The organism is Arthrobacter sp. P1_B3, assembly GCF_056406615.1.
The window spans coordinates 18,408-33,260 of the sequence record NZ_JBFTZV010000013.1 but is presented as its reverse complement, the minus strand read 5'-3'; the positions used below and the strand labels follow the sequence as shown (position 1 = coordinate 33,260).

General features: G+C 66.6%; 12 protein-coding genes. 8 read left to right on the top strand and 4 right to left on the bottom strand.

The features are described from left to right. Positions 1–169: 169 nt before the first annotated feature. Positions 170–1,633, bottom strand: coding sequence for an amino acid permease (locus AC1D2F_RS14405; RefSeq protein ID WP_229993089.1), 1,464 nt, complete (start codon positions 1,631–1,633; stop codon positions 170–172). 142 nt (positions 1,634–1,775) lie between these two features. On the opposite strand from AC1D2F_RS14405, the gene AC1D2F_RS14400 reads away from it, so the two are divergent. From AC1D2F_RS14400 to AC1D2F_RS14380, 5 genes are all read left to right on the top strand, one after another. Next, the gene (locus AC1D2F_RS14400; RefSeq protein ID WP_229993088.1) at positions 1,776–2,726 is read left to right on the top strand and encodes a LysR family transcriptional regulator; all 951 of its coding nucleotides are present in this window, start codon (positions 1,776–1,778) and stop codon (positions 2,724–2,726) included. Positions 2,727–2,815: 89 nt separating this feature from the next. Further along, the gene (gene panD, locus AC1D2F_RS14395) at positions 2,816–3,244 is read left to right on the top strand and encodes an aspartate 1-decarboxylase (protein WP_229993087.1); all 429 of its coding nucleotides are present in this window, start codon (positions 2,816–2,818) and stop codon (positions 3,242–3,244) included. 160 nt (positions 3,245–3,404) lie between these two features. Then, positions 3,405–4,331, top strand: coding sequence for an AEC family transporter (locus tag AC1D2F_RS14390; protein WP_229993086.1), 927 nt, complete (start codon positions 3,405–3,407; stop codon positions 4,329–4,331). A 56-nt stretch (positions 4,332–4,387) separates the two neighbouring features. Further along, the gene (locus AC1D2F_RS14385) at positions 4,388–5,515 is read left to right on the top strand and encodes an FAD-dependent oxidoreductase (RefSeq protein WP_364748722.1); all 1,128 of its coding nucleotides are present in this window, start codon (positions 4,388–4,390) and stop codon (positions 5,513–5,515) included. 88 nt (positions 5,516–5,603) lie between these two features. Next, on the top strand, positions 5,604–6,701 hold the full coding sequence (locus tag AC1D2F_RS14380) for a GmrSD restriction endonuclease domain-containing protein (RefSeq protein WP_476967006.1): 1,098 nt from the start codon (positions 5,604–5,606) through the stop codon (positions 6,699–6,701). Positions 6,702–6,738: 37 nt separating this feature from the next. Here AC1D2F_RS14380 and AC1D2F_RS14375 read toward each other — a convergent pair whose 3' ends face one another. The 3 genes from AC1D2F_RS14375 to AC1D2F_RS14365 form a co-directional block, all read right to left on the bottom strand. Then, entirely contained in the window at positions 6,739–9,366 is a 2,628-nt protein-coding gene (locus tag AC1D2F_RS14375; RefSeq protein WP_476967005.1) for a trehalase-like domain-containing protein, read from the bottom strand. Positions 9,367–9,523: 157 nt separating this feature from the next. Continuing rightward, positions 9,524–9,775: a LacI family DNA-binding transcriptional regulator gene (locus AC1D2F_RS14370; protein ID WP_229995039.1), complete on the bottom strand. Its 252-nt coding sequence runs from the start codon at positions 9,773–9,775 to the stop codon at positions 9,524–9,526. Between the two features lie 147 nt (positions 9,776–9,922). Beyond that, positions 9,923–11,248, bottom strand: coding sequence for a right-handed parallel beta-helix repeat-containing protein (locus tag AC1D2F_RS14365; RefSeq protein WP_229995040.1), 1,326 nt, complete (start codon positions 11,246–11,248; stop codon positions 9,923–9,925). 292 nt (positions 11,249–11,540) lie between these two features. Here AC1D2F_RS14365 and AC1D2F_RS14360 point away from each other — a divergent pair, with 292 nt between their 5' ends. From AC1D2F_RS14360 to AC1D2F_RS14350, 3 genes are all read left to right on the top strand, one after another. Further along, positions 11,541–12,857, top strand: a complete 1,317-nt coding sequence (locus AC1D2F_RS14360) for an ABC transporter substrate-binding protein (RefSeq protein ID WP_476967004.1) — start codon at positions 11,541–11,543, stop codon at positions 12,855–12,857. Between the two features lie 78 nt (positions 12,858–12,935). After that, the gene (locus tag AC1D2F_RS14355) at positions 12,936–13,886 is read left to right on the top strand and encodes a carbohydrate ABC transporter permease (protein ID WP_364748731.1); all 951 of its coding nucleotides are present in this window, start codon (positions 12,936–12,938) and stop codon (positions 13,884–13,886) included. Continuing rightward, positions 13,883–14,851, top strand: a complete 969-nt coding sequence (locus AC1D2F_RS14350; RefSeq protein WP_229995043.1) for a carbohydrate ABC transporter permease — start codon at positions 13,883–13,885, stop codon at positions 14,849–14,851. The genes AC1D2F_RS14355 and AC1D2F_RS14350 overlap by 4 nt, the downstream gene beginning before the upstream one ends. Positions 14,852–14,853 lie beyond the last annotated feature (2 nt).

Below are 14,853 nucleotides of genomic sequence, written 5' to 3'. Positions count from 1 at the left end.
TTCTGAGCAATACCGGTTAGAAAAACCGAAGCTTTGTTTTCCCGCCCGAACGTTCGGAAACCACCCCGAAACCTTAAAAACCCGTTGCGCTATCACTTCAGGGCCTTAAGACGTGTGAAGCACCGGGAATGGGAGCCATAAGTGATAGCGCAACGGGGAGGTGGGGTGGTTACGGCAGGGGGCGGTGCATCTCCACGATCTCCTCGTGCCGCGGGCTGTCCGGGTTCATTAGCGAGTTCTTGCGGCCGTAGCTGAAGTAGATGATCAGGCCGATCACGAGCCAGACGCCGAACCGCAGCCAGGTCTCCCAGTGCAGCTGGAACATCAGGAACAGCGAGGCAAACACACCGAACGCCGGAACCAGCGGCATCAGCGGCAGGCGGAAGGTCCGCGGGGCGTCGGGTTTCTTGTAGCGGAACACGATCACCGACACGCAGACGACGACGAACGCGGCCAGGATGCCGATATTGGTCAGGTCTGCCACGGCCTTGATCGGGAGGATGCCTGCCAGGACTGCGGCCCCGAGACCGGCAATCCAGGTCACGCGCTGCGGTGTGCCGTGCTGGTCCGTCTTTGAGAACCAGCCGGGCAGCAGGCCGTCGCGGCTCATCGAGAACCAGACGCGGGTGACGCCGAGGAGGAAGGTCAGCATCACCGTGAGGATGGACAGGACGGCGAAGACGGAGATGATCGTCGCGATCACCGGCAGCCCGACGCTGTTGAACGCGGAGGCGAAGCCGGCCTTGGGGTCGATCTCCGTGAAGTTCTGCATGCCGGTGAGCACCAGGGTGGCTGCGACATAGAGCAGCATGGCGATGATCAGCGAGAGGATGATCGCCTTCGGCATGTGCTTCTTGCCGTCGGTGGCCTCCTCCGCGGCGGTACTCATGGCGTCGTAGCCGAACACCGCGAAGAACACCGTGGCGGAACCGGCGACCACGGGACCGAAGCCGCTGGGGAAGAACGGGTTGTAGTTGTTGGTGTTTACGTAGAAGACGCCCAGGCCGATGATGAACAGGATCAGCAACACCTTGATGCCGACGGCGATCAGTTCGAAGCGTCCAAAGGTCTTGGTGCCGCGGGAGAGGATCCAAGTCACCAGCAGGCAGACGAGGATCGCGGGAAGGTTGATGATGCCGCCCGTGCCCTCATCCGGCGTCGAGGTCATCCAGGCGGGCATATGGATACCGATGCCGGAGAGGAACGCGTCGAAGTAGCCCGAGATGCCGATGGCCACCACGGCCACGATGGCGATGTACTCCAGCAGCAGGTCCCAGCCGATAAACCAGCCGATTATCTCGCCGAGGGCAACGTAGCCGTACGTGTAGGCCGAGCCTGCCCGCGGGATCATGCCGGCGAACTCGGCGTAGGACAGCGCCGCGGCGGCGGATGCCAGGCCGGCAATCAGGAATGAGATGAGCACGGCCGGGCCGACTCCGGGCTCGGTCTCGCTGCCGTGGGCCACCAAGCCCGCCAAAGAGAAGATGCCGACACCGATAATGCCGCCGACGCCGATGGCCGTTAACTGCCAGAGCCCCAGGCTCTTGTGCAATCCGCTGTGCTTGTTTTCTTCTTCAATGTCGTCGATGGGCTTGCGCCGCATGATCGACTGTGCCGAATCCTGTGTAGCCATCAGGGCCTCCTGCTTAGGTGTGATGCCCATCAATCCACCCTGTGATGGGCGTTACCGAGTGACAACAGTATGCAAGGCTGATTGCATTAGATAAAGTGAATTCTCTTAACGAATAACCATCAGAATTCACAAAGGAATAGCGATGCTTGACGTCCGGCGTTTGCGACTGTTGCGCGAACTGAAGATCCGGGGCACGTTGGCCGAAGTGGCCGAAGCGCTCCAGTACAGCCCGTCGTCAGTCTCGCAGCAGCTGGCCCTCCTTGAGAAGGAGGCCGGAGTGGAGCTCCTGCGCAAGACCGGGCGCCGGGTGCAGCTGACGCCCCAGGCCGAAGTCCTGGTGGCCCACACCTCCCAGCTCCTGGAGACCCTGGAGCAGGCGGAGGCGGACCTGGCCGCGTCGCTGACCACGGTCACAGGTACCGTGCGGATTGCGGTCTTCCAGTCCGCCGCGCTGGCACTCATGCCGGACACCCTGACCAGGATGTCCTCCAGCTACCCGGAAGTCCGGGTGGAAATGACCCAGCGGGAACCGGAGACCGCCCTTCACGAGACATGGGCCCGCGACTTCGACCTTGTGATCGCGGAGCAGTACCCGGGCCATGCCGCCCCGCACTACGCCGAACTGGACCGCGTGGCCCTGACCCGCGACGCCATCCGGCTCGCCGTTCCGCCCGCTTCGACCGGGCGTGACGCCATCAGGACGCTGGCCGATACCGCGGGACTGCCCTGGGTGATGGAACCGCGCGGAGCGGCCTCCCGGCACTGGGCCGAGCAAGCCTGCCGGAGCGCCGGCTTCGAGCCCGACGTCCGCTTTGAAACCGCCGACCTGCAGGCCCAGATCCGGCTGATCGAATCGGGAAATGCGGTGGCCCTGATGCCCGATCTCGTGTGGACCGGCCGCGGCACCAGCGCGCAACTCCTGGACCTGCCCGGGAATCCGCACCGTACAGTGTTCACCTCGGTGCGGCGATCGAGTGCCAGGCGGCCCGCCCTGCTGGCAGCACGCGAAATCCTGGCGGTGACGGCGGCATCAATCGTGCCGGCGGCGGCTGCCGGCGCCCTCGATCCGGCCCACGAGGACCGGCCCGCGTGACTGCCAGCATGACTGCCCGCGCGGACAGGCCCGCACGTGTGCGGTGGGCCACAGCGCGTGCGGTGGCCCCGCGTTAGACTGGTGACGTTATGAATCGCACAATATTCAAATCCAAGATCCACCGCGCGACGGTCACGCACGCGGACCTTCACTATGTCGGTTCCGTCACCGTGGACCTGGATCTGCTGGAAGCGGCCGACATTCTTCCCGGGGAGCTCGTGGCGATTGTCGACGTCACGAACGGCGCCCGGCTTGAGACTTACACGATTGCCGGCGAGCGCGGTTCCGGCGTGATCGGCATCAACGGCGCCGCCGCCCACCTGATGCACGAGAACGACATCGTCATCCTCATTACCTACGCCCAGATGACCACGGAAGAGGCGAAGGCGTACAACCCCAAGGTGGTCCACGTTGATCAGGACAACAAGATTGTCCAGATCGGCAACGACCCTGCGGAGGGCATGACGCCGGGCCTCCTGCGCCCGCCGCACTCGCTGAACAACGCCGCGCTCAACTAGCGGCAGCCGCCCCACACCCGCCTCCCGCACGCCGCAGCAGGCGTGCGCAAGGCGCGGCAGCACGCCGTCGTGCGTAATAGGACGGTCTGCGGAATAAAGCTGATTACTCTGGAACGGTGACCCTTACCCGCTGCCCGCCCACTACGCTGCGGAGAACCGCGTGCTAGGGGTATTGGCAGGGTTCTTTGTGGTCTGGGTCATCATCCTGGTGGGCATGTTCGTAGGCCGGCGCAACATCCTGGGCGAGAACGCCCGCTCCGTCCTCAGCGCCCTGACGTTCTTCGTCGCGAGCCCCGCCCTGCTCTTCGAGACCCTCAGCAAGGCGAAACTCCACGACGTCTTTGCCGCGCCGCTGCTCGTGACGGCGGTGGGGGCCGTGACGACGGCGGTCCTGTTCTTCGGCATTGTGCGTTTCGCGCTCAAGCGGCCCGTGCCGGAAGCCCTCATCGCCTCCATGAGCGCGTCCCTGGCCAACTCGGCCAACCTCGGCATTCCCATCGCCGTCTTCGTGCTCGGCGATGCCAGCTATGTGGCACCCCTGCTCATCTTCCAGCTGGCCTTCTTCACGCCCCTGTTCCTCATGGCATTGGATGCCACCACCAGCTCGCACCGCACCACGCCGCTGGGGTTCGTGCTCATGATCCTGCGGAACCCGATGATCGTGGGGTCCGGGCTGGGTCTGGTCGTGGCCGGAACCGGCTGGCAGGTACCGCCGCTGATCATGGAGCCCATCCACCTGATCGGCGGGGCCGCCATCCCGGCCATGCTGATCGCCTTCGGCATGAGCCTGAACGGCTCCAAGCCGCTGCAGGCGGCGGCCGGCCGCCGGCTGGACACGCTGCTGGCGAGCTGCTTCAAGCTCATTGTCCACCCGCTGGTGGCCTACCTGTTTGCCCGCTTTGTCCTCGGCATGCAGGAGCAGGCGCTGTTCGCCGCCGTCGTCACGGCAGCCCTGCCCACTGCCCAAAACGTGTTTGTTGCGGCCAGCCGCTACCGCACCGGCGTCACAGTAGCCAAGGACACCGTGTTGATCACTACGGTGGTAGCTGTCCCGGCCATGATCGGCGTGGCCCTGCTGCTGGCCTGACCCGTCTGGCCTGACCTATCTGGGCGGGCCGGGACCACACCCCGGAGGAGGAACCCTTGAAGACAACTTTGGACACCGTGGTCATCGGCGGCGGAGCGATGGGCTCCGCCGCCGCGTGGGCGCTGGCCCGGCGCGGCCGGGACGTGACCCTGCTGGAGCAGTTCGGGCCCGGCCACCGCAACGGGGCTTCCCACGGCACAACCCGGAACTTCAACCCCGGCTACGCGGATCGCGACTACGTGGCCATGCTGGCCGAGGCGGCACGGCTGTGGCGCGAGCTGGAAACGGACTCCGGCGCGCGGCTGCTGGCGCGCACCGGCGTCGTGAACCACGGCGCCGATCCGCGGCTGCCCGAGGTCCGGAATGCGCTGCTTGCCGCCGGGCTCCGGGCGGAGTTCCTCTCCGCCGAGGAAGCCGCCGAGCGCTGGCGGGGCATCCGGTTCGAGACGCGCGTGCTGCACATGGCGGACGGCGGCCAGCTGAACCCGGACGCCGCGTTGCCGGCGCTGCAGCGCCTCGCCGCCGGCCTCGGGGCCGAGATCCGCCATCATGTGAAGGTCCTGGAGCTGGAAGTGCTCGACGACGGCGTCCGGCTCACCGTGGAGTCCGGCGGCCGCACGGAGGTGCTCTCCGCCAGGCAGGCCGTTGTCACCGCCGGCGGCTGGACCACGAAGCTGCTGGCCGGCGTTTTGCCCCTCCCCCGGCTGACGGTCACCCAGGAACAGCCCGCGCACTTCGCCATCGCAGACGACGGCGCCGTGTGGCCGGGGTTCAACCACATGCCCGGCCGCGGGGATGCGTACGCGTACTGGCGGTCCCCCGTCTATGGCATGTCAACGCCGGGCGAGGGCATCAAGGCCGGATGGCACGGTGTGGGCCCGGTGGTGGACCCGGACCGGCGGACGTTCGCTCCGGAGCCCGAACAGCGGGCAGCCCTGCAGCGCTACGCCCGGGACTGGCTGCCCGGCGTCGACCCCGACTCCCTCACCGACATCAGCTGCACCTACACAACCACAGTGGATGAGAACTTTGTCCTGGACCGGATCGGCCCGGTTGTCATCGGCGCCGGCTTCTCCGGCCACGGGTTCAAGTTCACGCCGGCCGTGGGCAGGATCCTGGCCGACCTCGCCACCGGCGACGGCGGTGCGCCGGCCATCTTCTCGGCCTCCCGCCCCCGCCCCTGACGTCCCGCCCGGAGCAACGCCGGTAGGCTGGGACCGGTCTTAAGCCGCCCCACAGGCACCAGGGGCACCAGCATGAAGTGGGGAAGAATTGCTCAGCACCAAATCAGGCAGCGCCCAGTCCAACAGCACGCCATCAACAAGTGCCCGCAGCCGGACGATGGGCCCCGTCGACTGGATGGCCCGGGGCCTGGCCGGCCTGCTGCTGGTGGCGACCTCAGCGTGCGCCGGTCCCGGGGCAGTCCCCACGGCCGCTGGTGCCGGCGTTCGCCCCGGCGTGACGGCTGCCCCAGCCACTGCGTCAGCGGGCACGGACAGCGCCCCGCTGGATCCGGACACCACACCCGGTGTCGGTGTTCCCGGCGTCGGCGCCCCGCACCAGCTGCCAGCCTTTGCGAGCAAAGCCCTCGAGGTGCTGGCGACGCTGCCCGTCAAGGGCCGCGCACCCAAGACGGGCTATTCGCGCGAGCAGTTCGGCCCGGCCTGGTCCGACGTCGACCACAACGGCTGCGACACCCGCAATGACGTGCTCCGCCGCGACCTCACCGCCCTCGCGCTCAGGCCCGGGACGCGGGACTGCGTGGTGCTCTCCGGCGTTCTGGCCGACCCCTACACGGCCGCCGCCATCAACTTCCTGCGCGGCAACGCCACCAGCACCGCGGTCCAGATCGACCATGTCGTGGCCCTCAGCGACGCCTGGCAGAAGGGCGCGCAGCAGCTCAGTCCGGCACAGCGGCTATCCTTCGCCAACGACCCCCTGAACCTGCTGGCGGTGGACGGCCCGGCCAACCAAAGCAAGAGCGACGGCGACGCCGCCACCTGGCTGCCGCCGAACAAGTCCTACCGCTGCAACTACGTCGCCCGCCAGATTTCAGTGAAATCCGGCTACGGGCTCTGGGTGACCCAAGCCGAGCACGATGCCATGGCCCGGGTCCTCTCCGACTGCCCGGACGCCCTGGCCCCCACTAACCAGCAGGCATCCGCTCCAGCGCAGGCCGCGCAGGCACCGCCCGCACAGCAGCCCGCCCCGGCGCAGGTCCAGATGGCCCCCGCCCCCGCAGCACCTGCGGCGGTGACCTACGCGAACTGCGCCGCGGTCCGCGCCGCCGGCGCGGCGCCCATCCACGTCGGCCAGCCGGGGTACAGCGGCAAGCTGGACGGCGACGGGGACGGCGTCGGCTGCGAGTAGTGGCGGCCGGCCCTGCGTCCGGTCATTTCCGTGGCGGTCAGTTCTTCTGGTGCTCGTGCAGGAGCCGGGCGCAGCGGATGAAGCCCAGGTGCGAATAGGCCTGGGGATGGTTGCCCAGATGGGTCTCCGTGCCGGGATCGTATTCTTCCGGCAGCAGCCCCGTGGGACCGAACAGGTTCACCAACTGGTCGAAGAGGTCCCATGCCTCCTCGATCCGGCCGACGGCGATGTAGGCCTCGATCAGCCACGTGGTGCAGATGTGGAAGCCGCCCTCCAAACCGGGCAGGCCGTCGTCATACCGGTAGCGGAAAACGGTAGGCCCCACCCGCAGTTCCCGTTCCACCGCCGTGACGGTGGCCAGGAAGCGGGGGTCGTTGACGTCCAGCAGGCCGGAGAGGCCGATGTGCAGCACGGCCGCGTCCAGGTCCGGGCTGTCGTAGGCCACGGTGTAGGAGGACGCCGATTCGTCCCAGCCTTCGCGCAGGACTTCCTGCCGGATTCTCGCCGCTGTGGGCTCCCAGTCCGGCAGCGGTTCCCGGCCATGCCGGGCGGCCGTGCGCAGCGCCCGGTCGAGCGCCACCCAGCACATCACCTTCGTGTAGACATGGTGCCGCGGCGCCCGTCTGGCCTCCCAGATGCCGTGGTCCGCCTCATGCCAGCGGGCCAGCACGGCCGAGGCCATCTGGACCAGCAGTTCCCAGTGGTCATCTGAGAGCACGCCCTGGCGGGCGCTGAGGGCATCAATCAGCTCGGCAATCGGGCCAAACACATCCAGCTGCACCTGGTGGTCGGCAGCATTCCCGATCCGGACCGGGCGGGACCCCGCGTAGCCGGGCAGGCTCTCGATGATGGCTTCGGTGGACAGCGGCGCCCCGGTCACCGAGTAGAGCGGATGCAGCCACTCCGGGCCCGGGGCGTGGGCCAGGATCCGGCCCAGCCAGGCCAGGAAGCCCTCGGCCTCGGCGGTGGAGCCCAGGTCCACGAGGGCGTTGACGGTCATGGACCCGTCCCGCAGCCAGCAGTACCGGTAGTCCCAGTTCCGCGTGCCGCCGATACCCTCCGGCAGCGAGGTGGTGGGCGCGGCCAGCACGGCGCCGGTGGGTTCGTGGACCAGGGCCCGCAGCACCAGCGCGGACCGGCGGACCAGCGACGGCTTAACGCCCGGCAGTTGCAGCTCGTGGACCCAGCGCCGGGAATGAAGGGCGACGGCGGCGCGCCGCCCGGTCTCATCCTCGGGCACCGCCGGCTGGAGTTCCGTGTCGCCGCAGCGCAGGTTGAGGACCACGGGCCCGTCCCGCAGGTCGACGTCGGCCGTGGCGGTGGCGTGCCGGCCGTCCGAGGTGATGGAAAAGGCCACCCCGGGCGCCCGAAGGGCGATGGGGTCCGCGGTGCCGACGACGTGCAGTTCCGGCCCGCGCGCCTCCATGCTGAACGGCGCATTCGCGTAGTCCGGCCGTGGCGCGAAGACGATTCTCGCCGTGCCGGTGCCGGAGAGGACCCGGACCAGGCTGGTGATGCCTTCCGGGGCCGGCTCCAGGTAGTCCGTCACGGTGACGTCGGCCCAGCGGGTTTCGACGATCATGGTGCTGTCCACGTAGCGCTGGCCCAGGACCTGGGAGGACTTCACCGGTTCCACGGAGAAGTGGCCGGCCGCATCGCCGCCGAGGAGATGGGCAAACAGCGACCCCGAGTCCGGCAGCGGGTGGCTCATCCAGCAGATCTTCGCGTCCGGCGTGATCAGGGCGGTGGAGGAGCCGTTGCCGATCATGGAGTGCCGTTCCAGGCCCACGGCGTCCTCGCCGAAAAGCCACGCCCGCCGCAGTTCGAACAGGATCGCCAGGACCCGGGCAAACGACTCCGTGTCCCGGAGCCTGTGGTTCGCCACGCTGGGCCCCTCCCCCACGCGCAGCGCCATGTCCGGTCCGCGCAGCGTTGCCATGGCCAGCTCATCGCTGGACGCGTCGCCGGCGTAGAGGGCGGCACTGACGCCGAGCACGGAGCGCAGGTGCTCCATGGCCGCAGCCTTGGACGGTTCGACGACCGAAAGGTCCAGCACTGAGCCGTCCACGATGAAGTGGAGCCCAAGGTCCTGGGCGATGTGCGAGGCCTTCCCGGTGGCCAGGGCAACGATGTCCGGCGCCGCGGACCGCGTGTGGACGGACACCGCGACGGGTTTGCGTTCGATGCTGATGCCCCGGTACGCGCCGACCGTTTCGGCGAGTGCCTGGTGGGCCTGCTGGAGCACGGACTCCGTGGCCAGCGAGAGGCTGTGGGCGTAGCCCATGTCGAACTCGGCACCGTGCGAGCCCACCAGATGTACCTCGGCGGGCAGGCGTGAGACTGCTGCGAGGTCGCGGAGGGACCGGCCGGAAATGACGGCGGCGTGCGTATTGGGCAGGGCGGCGAGCGCGCGGAGGGCGATCGCGGCGCTGGCCAGCGGCAGGGTCTCGGTCGAGATCCCTTCCGCCGCGCAGAGGGTTCCGCCATAGTTGCACGCCACCAGTAGCCCCGGGGTGCGGGCCAGGATCTTGAGCTMAGCCAGCAGTTGCGGCGTCAGCCCGTCGTCGGCGGCGTCAGTCTGCACGAAGGCCCGGAGCAGGCCCAGCGGGAGGGACTTGGTCAGGAGGGCAGAGTCAGCCAAGGACTGGTTGAGCGGAGTGGGCATGCGCGGAGTCCTTCGAATAGTCCCCAATGCTGCATGAGAATCGTCCTCGGGAGGGCGTAGTTCCAGTATCCTCCTGACCCAGTTTCGCCCGGGTGTCCCGGCGGTTGCAGGTATGTAACGTCTGCTGGCCGCCGGGAACAAAACAGTGCGTTGGGAGCTAGCTGTGCTCGGCGCCCGGAGCCGTGGCGACGCTCAGGACCAGGGTGTAGTCGTGCTCGGCGAGCGCGGTCTCGATCCCGGCGATGAAGGCCGGGAAGAACGGGTCGGTTCCCAGCAGGGAAGGGTCCCGGGCCACCACCAGGCCCAGCGCATAGGCCTTTGCTGAGGACAGTCCTTTCACCCGGAGGCTCGGCTTCCAGCCGAGGTCCTTGGCCACCCTGAGGATGCGCTCCCGGGTGTCCGGGCTCACCCCGGGCTGGCCGTTGAGGGCGTAGGCACGGCACCCTTGCTGACGCCGGCCGCGTGGGCGACGTCCGGTTCAGTTGCTGCTTGTCAAGGATGGGCACTGCGCAGCCCCGGCCCGGCCGGCATCGGAGCAGCCGCCCCGCCACGCGTTTCAGCAGTTGGCTGGCCTGTATTCGTAGGTTCCCGCATCGGCCGCGCCACCGCCCTGGCAGTCGGTCTTTTGGTTGGCCGACCGCCCGTCCAGATCCATGGGGAACGGGCTGATCCCGGCCCGGTCAATGGCCGGGCTCACGCCCGAAAGGTGGAGATCGGCGGGTGCATTCACAAAGTCGGCCGGTTCGGTGGTGGAGGTGGCGCTGGGAACGATGTTGATGGGGCCGTTGAGGACGTTCCCTTGCTCCGTCCAGCCAGAGCTGTCCATCCACAGCGCGTTGCGGGCGGCTACCAGGATGTTTCCCCGGATGACGGTGGAAGCCGGGCATGACGCGTGGCAGACAAAGGCCTGGGAGTCCGGGCCGTCCAGCCATACGGTGTTGTATTCGAACGTGGTGCCGTTGGTCGGGCCGAAGGACGACGTCCTGCCGCGCGCAATCAGCCCCATGGCCTGGGAACAATTGGGGCCGCAGGTGGATCGGACGAGGTTGTAGCTAAAGGTGTTGCCGTCGGCAGTTCCGCCCCTTCCGCGCCCCAGTTCGGAGAAGACGTTGTTATCCACGGCCACGTTGTGGTGGATCCTGTTCCGGTTGCCGTTGAAGATTTCGAACGCGCTGCCGTCGTGGCCAAAGTCGTAGGACAACGCGGTGGAACCGGTGATGGTGTTGCCGGAGAACTCATTGTCGCTCCCGTTGACCAGGAAGCCGAAGGCACCCGAATCATCGGTGCACTTCACGGCTGTCGCGGTGCCGCACCGCTCCCCCTGGGTGTTGACGTTCATGATGCTGTTGTCAGCGAGTGTGTTGTTGGCGTAGCTGCCAAAGTCGGAGCCCTCGCTCACCTTGATACCCGCGGCGTTCTTGTCCGCGGCGGAATTCCGTATGGAACCGTGGTCGCCGTAGATGCTGAAGCCCGCATAGCCGCACGATTCCGTCCGCAAGCCGTCCACGGTGATGTAGTCGCCGTCGAGCCTGACGCAAGTACCCGCCAGCCCCCCGGTAACGACAGGCAGATCGCCGCTTCCGTAGGCATTCAGGGTGATCCTGAGCCGGCTGGTGCCGCTGTTGCCGACCACAAGGCCCCCGGAAAAGACATCTCCGCGGCGAAAGCTGACTGAGTCCCCGGGCCGCAGAATGGTGGCGTTGACCATATCGAAGGTCGCCCAGGCCGATTGTGGCGATGTCCCATCGTTGGCGTCATTGCCGTCCGCGCCCACGTAATACGTGGCACCGACCGCCGCGGCCGGCGCGGATGCGCCGCCGAGCAATCCACCCAGGAACAGCAGGATGAGCAGCGTGGCGGCGGCTGTGGACTTGATCTTCATGGGTGCACCTGGGTTTTCGCCATGTATCCGCGGATCCGGGCACCACCGCCAACCGGCGGACCACGTCGGCACCCTGAGGGGCTTAACGCTAAGAGCGGGTCGGTGCTAAGTCAACGGACAAAGCTGCCCCTGGCAGAAATACAGCGACAATGCCGCAGCGGCGCCGCCCACAGCGCCGGCCGCGGGCATCGTAATGTTCTTTTTTGCTACTTGACGTTCTTTATTGTGCGAATATGATAGCTAATTATGTGAGCTGCTTCACGCGACCCCGCATTATTTCAAAGGAGAAATTATGACCATGCACGAAGACGCACTGCTCCGGGCCTCCAGCCAAGGCGGGTGGGACCGGAGGACGCTGCTGAAGACATTCGGCGCCGGAGCAGTCGCGATGGCCGGCATTCCCCTGCTTACAGCCTGCACGGGCGGCAGCGCACCTGCCAGCAGCGGTGCCACGACGGCCACCTTCGGATCCGGCTCCTCGGACGAGGTCCCCAAGGCCGCTTACAAGGCGGTGACGGACGCTTTCCAGAAGAAGTCCGGCATCACGATCACCACCAACGTGGTGGCGCACAACGACTTCCAGAACAAAATCAACACCTACCTCCAGGGCAGCCCGGACGATTCCTTCACGTGGTTCGCCGGCTACCGCATGCAGTACTACGCCGGCAAGGGACTGCTCGCCCCGATCGACGACGTCTGGGAAAAGGTCGGCGGAAACTACTCCGACGCCCTGAAAAAGGCCTCGACGGGCGCCGACGGCAAGATGTACCTGATCCCGAACTACAACTACCCCTGGGGCTTCTTCTACCGGAAGAGCCTCTGGACGGAAAAGGGCTACACCGTCCCCACGACGTTCGATGAGCTGAAGACCCTCGCCGCCAAAATGAAGGCGGACGGCCTGATCCCGATTGAATTTGCGGACAAGGACGGCTGGCCCGCCATGGGCACCTTCGACTACCTGAACATGCGCCTGAACGGCTACCAGTTCCACATGGACCTCACCGCGCACCGGGAAAGCTGGGACCAGAAGAAGGTCAGCGATGTCTTCGACACCTGGAAGGCCCTGCTGCCATACCAGAACCCGAACGCCCTCGGCATGACCTGGCAGGACTCGGCGAAGTCCCTCGCGGACAAGAAATCCGGCATGTACCTGCTCGGCTCCTTCCTCACCCAGCAGTACACGGACAAGGCAATCGCCGACGACATCGACTTCTTCCCCTTCCCCGAGGTCGCGATGGAAGGCCAGGACGCCATCGAGGCACCCATCGACGGCCTCCTGCTCTCCAAGAAGGGCGGCCAGAACCAGGCCGCGCGGGACTTCCTGGCCTACGTCGGCACCCCGGAGGGACAGGACGTGTACGCCTCGGTTGACTCGTCCAACATCGCCACCGCCAAGGGCGCTGATACGTCCAAGTTCACTCCGCTCAACAAGAAACTGGCCGAGGCCATCAGCGGTGCCAAGAACATCAGCCAGTTCTTCGACCGTGATGCCCTGCCCGCCATGGCCAACAACGTGATGATCCCGGCCCTGCAGTCCTTCATCAAGGACGGCACCGTCGATGTGAAGAACCTGGAAGCCCAGGCCAAGTCCCTGTACGCCGCCCAGTAGCGGCGTGCCTGGCCGCGCGTTTCGCACGCGCAATTTCCACAGCATTCCCCTCTGCATTTCCCAAGGCAAGGAATCTCCATGAGTGTCTCTACCAATCCGTCGGCGCGGGGGCGCAAGGCAGCCGCCGCCCCAGCGCGGCGGGTTCGGCGGCTGTCCGGCCGCGACAAACTGGTGCTCGGCTTGATGGTGGGCGTCCCCACGCTGATCCAGCTCGTATTGGTCTGGATCCCCACGCTCATGTCGGTCGGGCTGTCCTTCACCCGCTGGAACGGGCTGGAGCTGACCGACATCAAGCCCGCCGGCGTCGAGAACTACCAGTTCATCGCCCAGGATTACCCGCCGTTTTGGCCGGCCATGCAGCACAACGTGCTGTGGCTGGCGTTCCTGGCACTTGTCGCCACCCCGCTGGGGCTGCTGCTGGCTGTCCTCCTGGACCAGAACATCCGCGGCACGCGGATCTACCAGAGCATCTTCTTCGCACCGGTGATGCTGTCCCTCGCCCTGATCGGGATCATCTGGCAGCTGTTCTACAACCGTGACAGCGGCCTCTTGAACTTCGTCCTCGGCACGGCGGGCACGCCCCAGGCCGTCGACTGGTTCGGGGATTCCAGCGTCAACATCTGGGCTGCCCTCTTCGCCGCCACCTGGCGGCACGCCGGCTACGTCATGATCCTGTACTTGGCCGGGCTCAAGGGAGTGGATCCGACACTGCGGGAGGCGGCCCAGATTGACGGCGCCAACGCGGTCCAGACCTTCTTCCGGGTGATCTTCCCGGCCATGCGTCCGGTCAACGTCATCATCATCGTCATCACCGTTATCGAGTCCCTCCGGGCCTTCGACATCGTCTACGTGATCAACCGCGGCACAAACGGCCTGGAACTCATCAGCGCCCTGGTCATCCAGAACCTGGTGGGCGAGGGGCAGGTGATCGGCATCGGGTCGGCCCTGGCGGTCATCCTGCTCGTCATCTCGCTGATCCCCATCACGTTCTACCTGTCCCGCGCGTTCGGAAAGGACAAAGAGGCATGAGCATCGCCCATCCAACCGATGCCGCCGCGGCCGGCACGCCGGCAGACGCCCGGCAGAGCAGCTCCGGTCCGGGCAGGGCCCGCCCCCGGCCGGGCCGGCCGGCCAACAACAAGCAGGGCAAGCGGCACTACGGCACCCACGTCTTCCTCATCGTCATGGCGGCTATCTGGCTGGTACCGCTGGGCTGGGCCATTTTCACTGCCCTTCGGCCAAAGGCGGACACGGACAAGTACGGGTATTTCAGCACCGGCGGGGCCTTCAACTTCGACAACTTCATCCAGGCCTGGACGCAGGGCGGCTTTGCGAAGCTGTTCTGGAACTCCGTGCTCATCACGGTCCCGACCGTGTTCCTGATCCTCTTCTTCGCCTCCATGATGGCCTTCGCCGTCAGCCGGGTGAGCTGGAAGTTCAACATCACCCTGCTCATCATGTTCACCGCCGGAAACTTGCTGCCCCCGCAGGTGCTCGCGGCGCCGCTCTTTGAAATGTTCAAGCACTTCGAGCTGCCGTACGCCGTCAGCGATTCCGGGAACCTGCTCAACACGTACATCAGCGTGATTGCCGTAGACACCGCCTTCCAGATCGGCTTTGTGACGTTCGTCCTCTCGAACTACATGAAGGCCCTGTCCCCCGAACTGACCGAGGCAGCCCTGGTCGACGGGGCCGGCGTCTGGCGCCAGTACTGGGACATCATCCTGCCGCTGTGCCGCCCTGCCCTGGCCGCCATGGGCACGCTCGAGGTGATCTTCATTTACAACGACTTCTTCTGGCCCCTGCTCTTCATCCAAAGCGGCGACCGCCTTCCGGTCACCACCGCGATCAACAACCTCCAGGGCCAGTTCCTCTCCAACTACAACCTGATCGCCGCCGGCGCCATGATCACGGCCATTCCGGCCCTGATCATCTACCTGCTCCTGCAGCGCCACTTCGTGGCGGGCCTGACCCTCGGCTCCAGCAAAGGATAAAC

Bases quoted from the DNA above. Each gene is read 5' to 3' on its own strand.
- AC1D2F_RS14405 (WP_229993089.1), bottom strand. From the start codon at position 1,633: ATGGCTACACAGGATTCGGCACAGTCGATCATGCGGCGCAAGCCCATC.
- AC1D2F_RS14400 (WP_229993088.1), top strand. From the start codon at position 1,776: ATGCTTGACGTCCGGCGTTTGCGACTGTTGCGCGAACTGAAGATCCGG.
- panD (WP_229993087.1), top strand. From the start codon at position 2,816: ATGAATCGCACAATATTCAAATCCAAGATCCACCGCGCGACGGTCACG.
- AC1D2F_RS14365 (WP_229995040.1), bottom strand. From the start codon at position 11,248: ATGAAGATCAAGTCCACAGCCGCCGCCACGCTGCTCATCCTGCTGTTC.
- AC1D2F_RS14360 (WP_476967004.1), top strand. From the start codon at position 11,541: ATGACCATGCACGAAGACGCACTGCTCCGGGCCTCCAGCCAAGGCGGG.
- AC1D2F_RS14355 (WP_364748731.1), top strand. From the start codon at position 12,936: ATGAGTGTCTCTACCAATCCGTCGGCGCGGGGGCGCAAGGCAGCCGCC.
- AC1D2F_RS14350 (WP_229995043.1), top strand. From the start codon at position 13,883: ATGAGCATCGCCCATCCAACCGATGCCGCCGCGGCCGGCACGCCGGCA.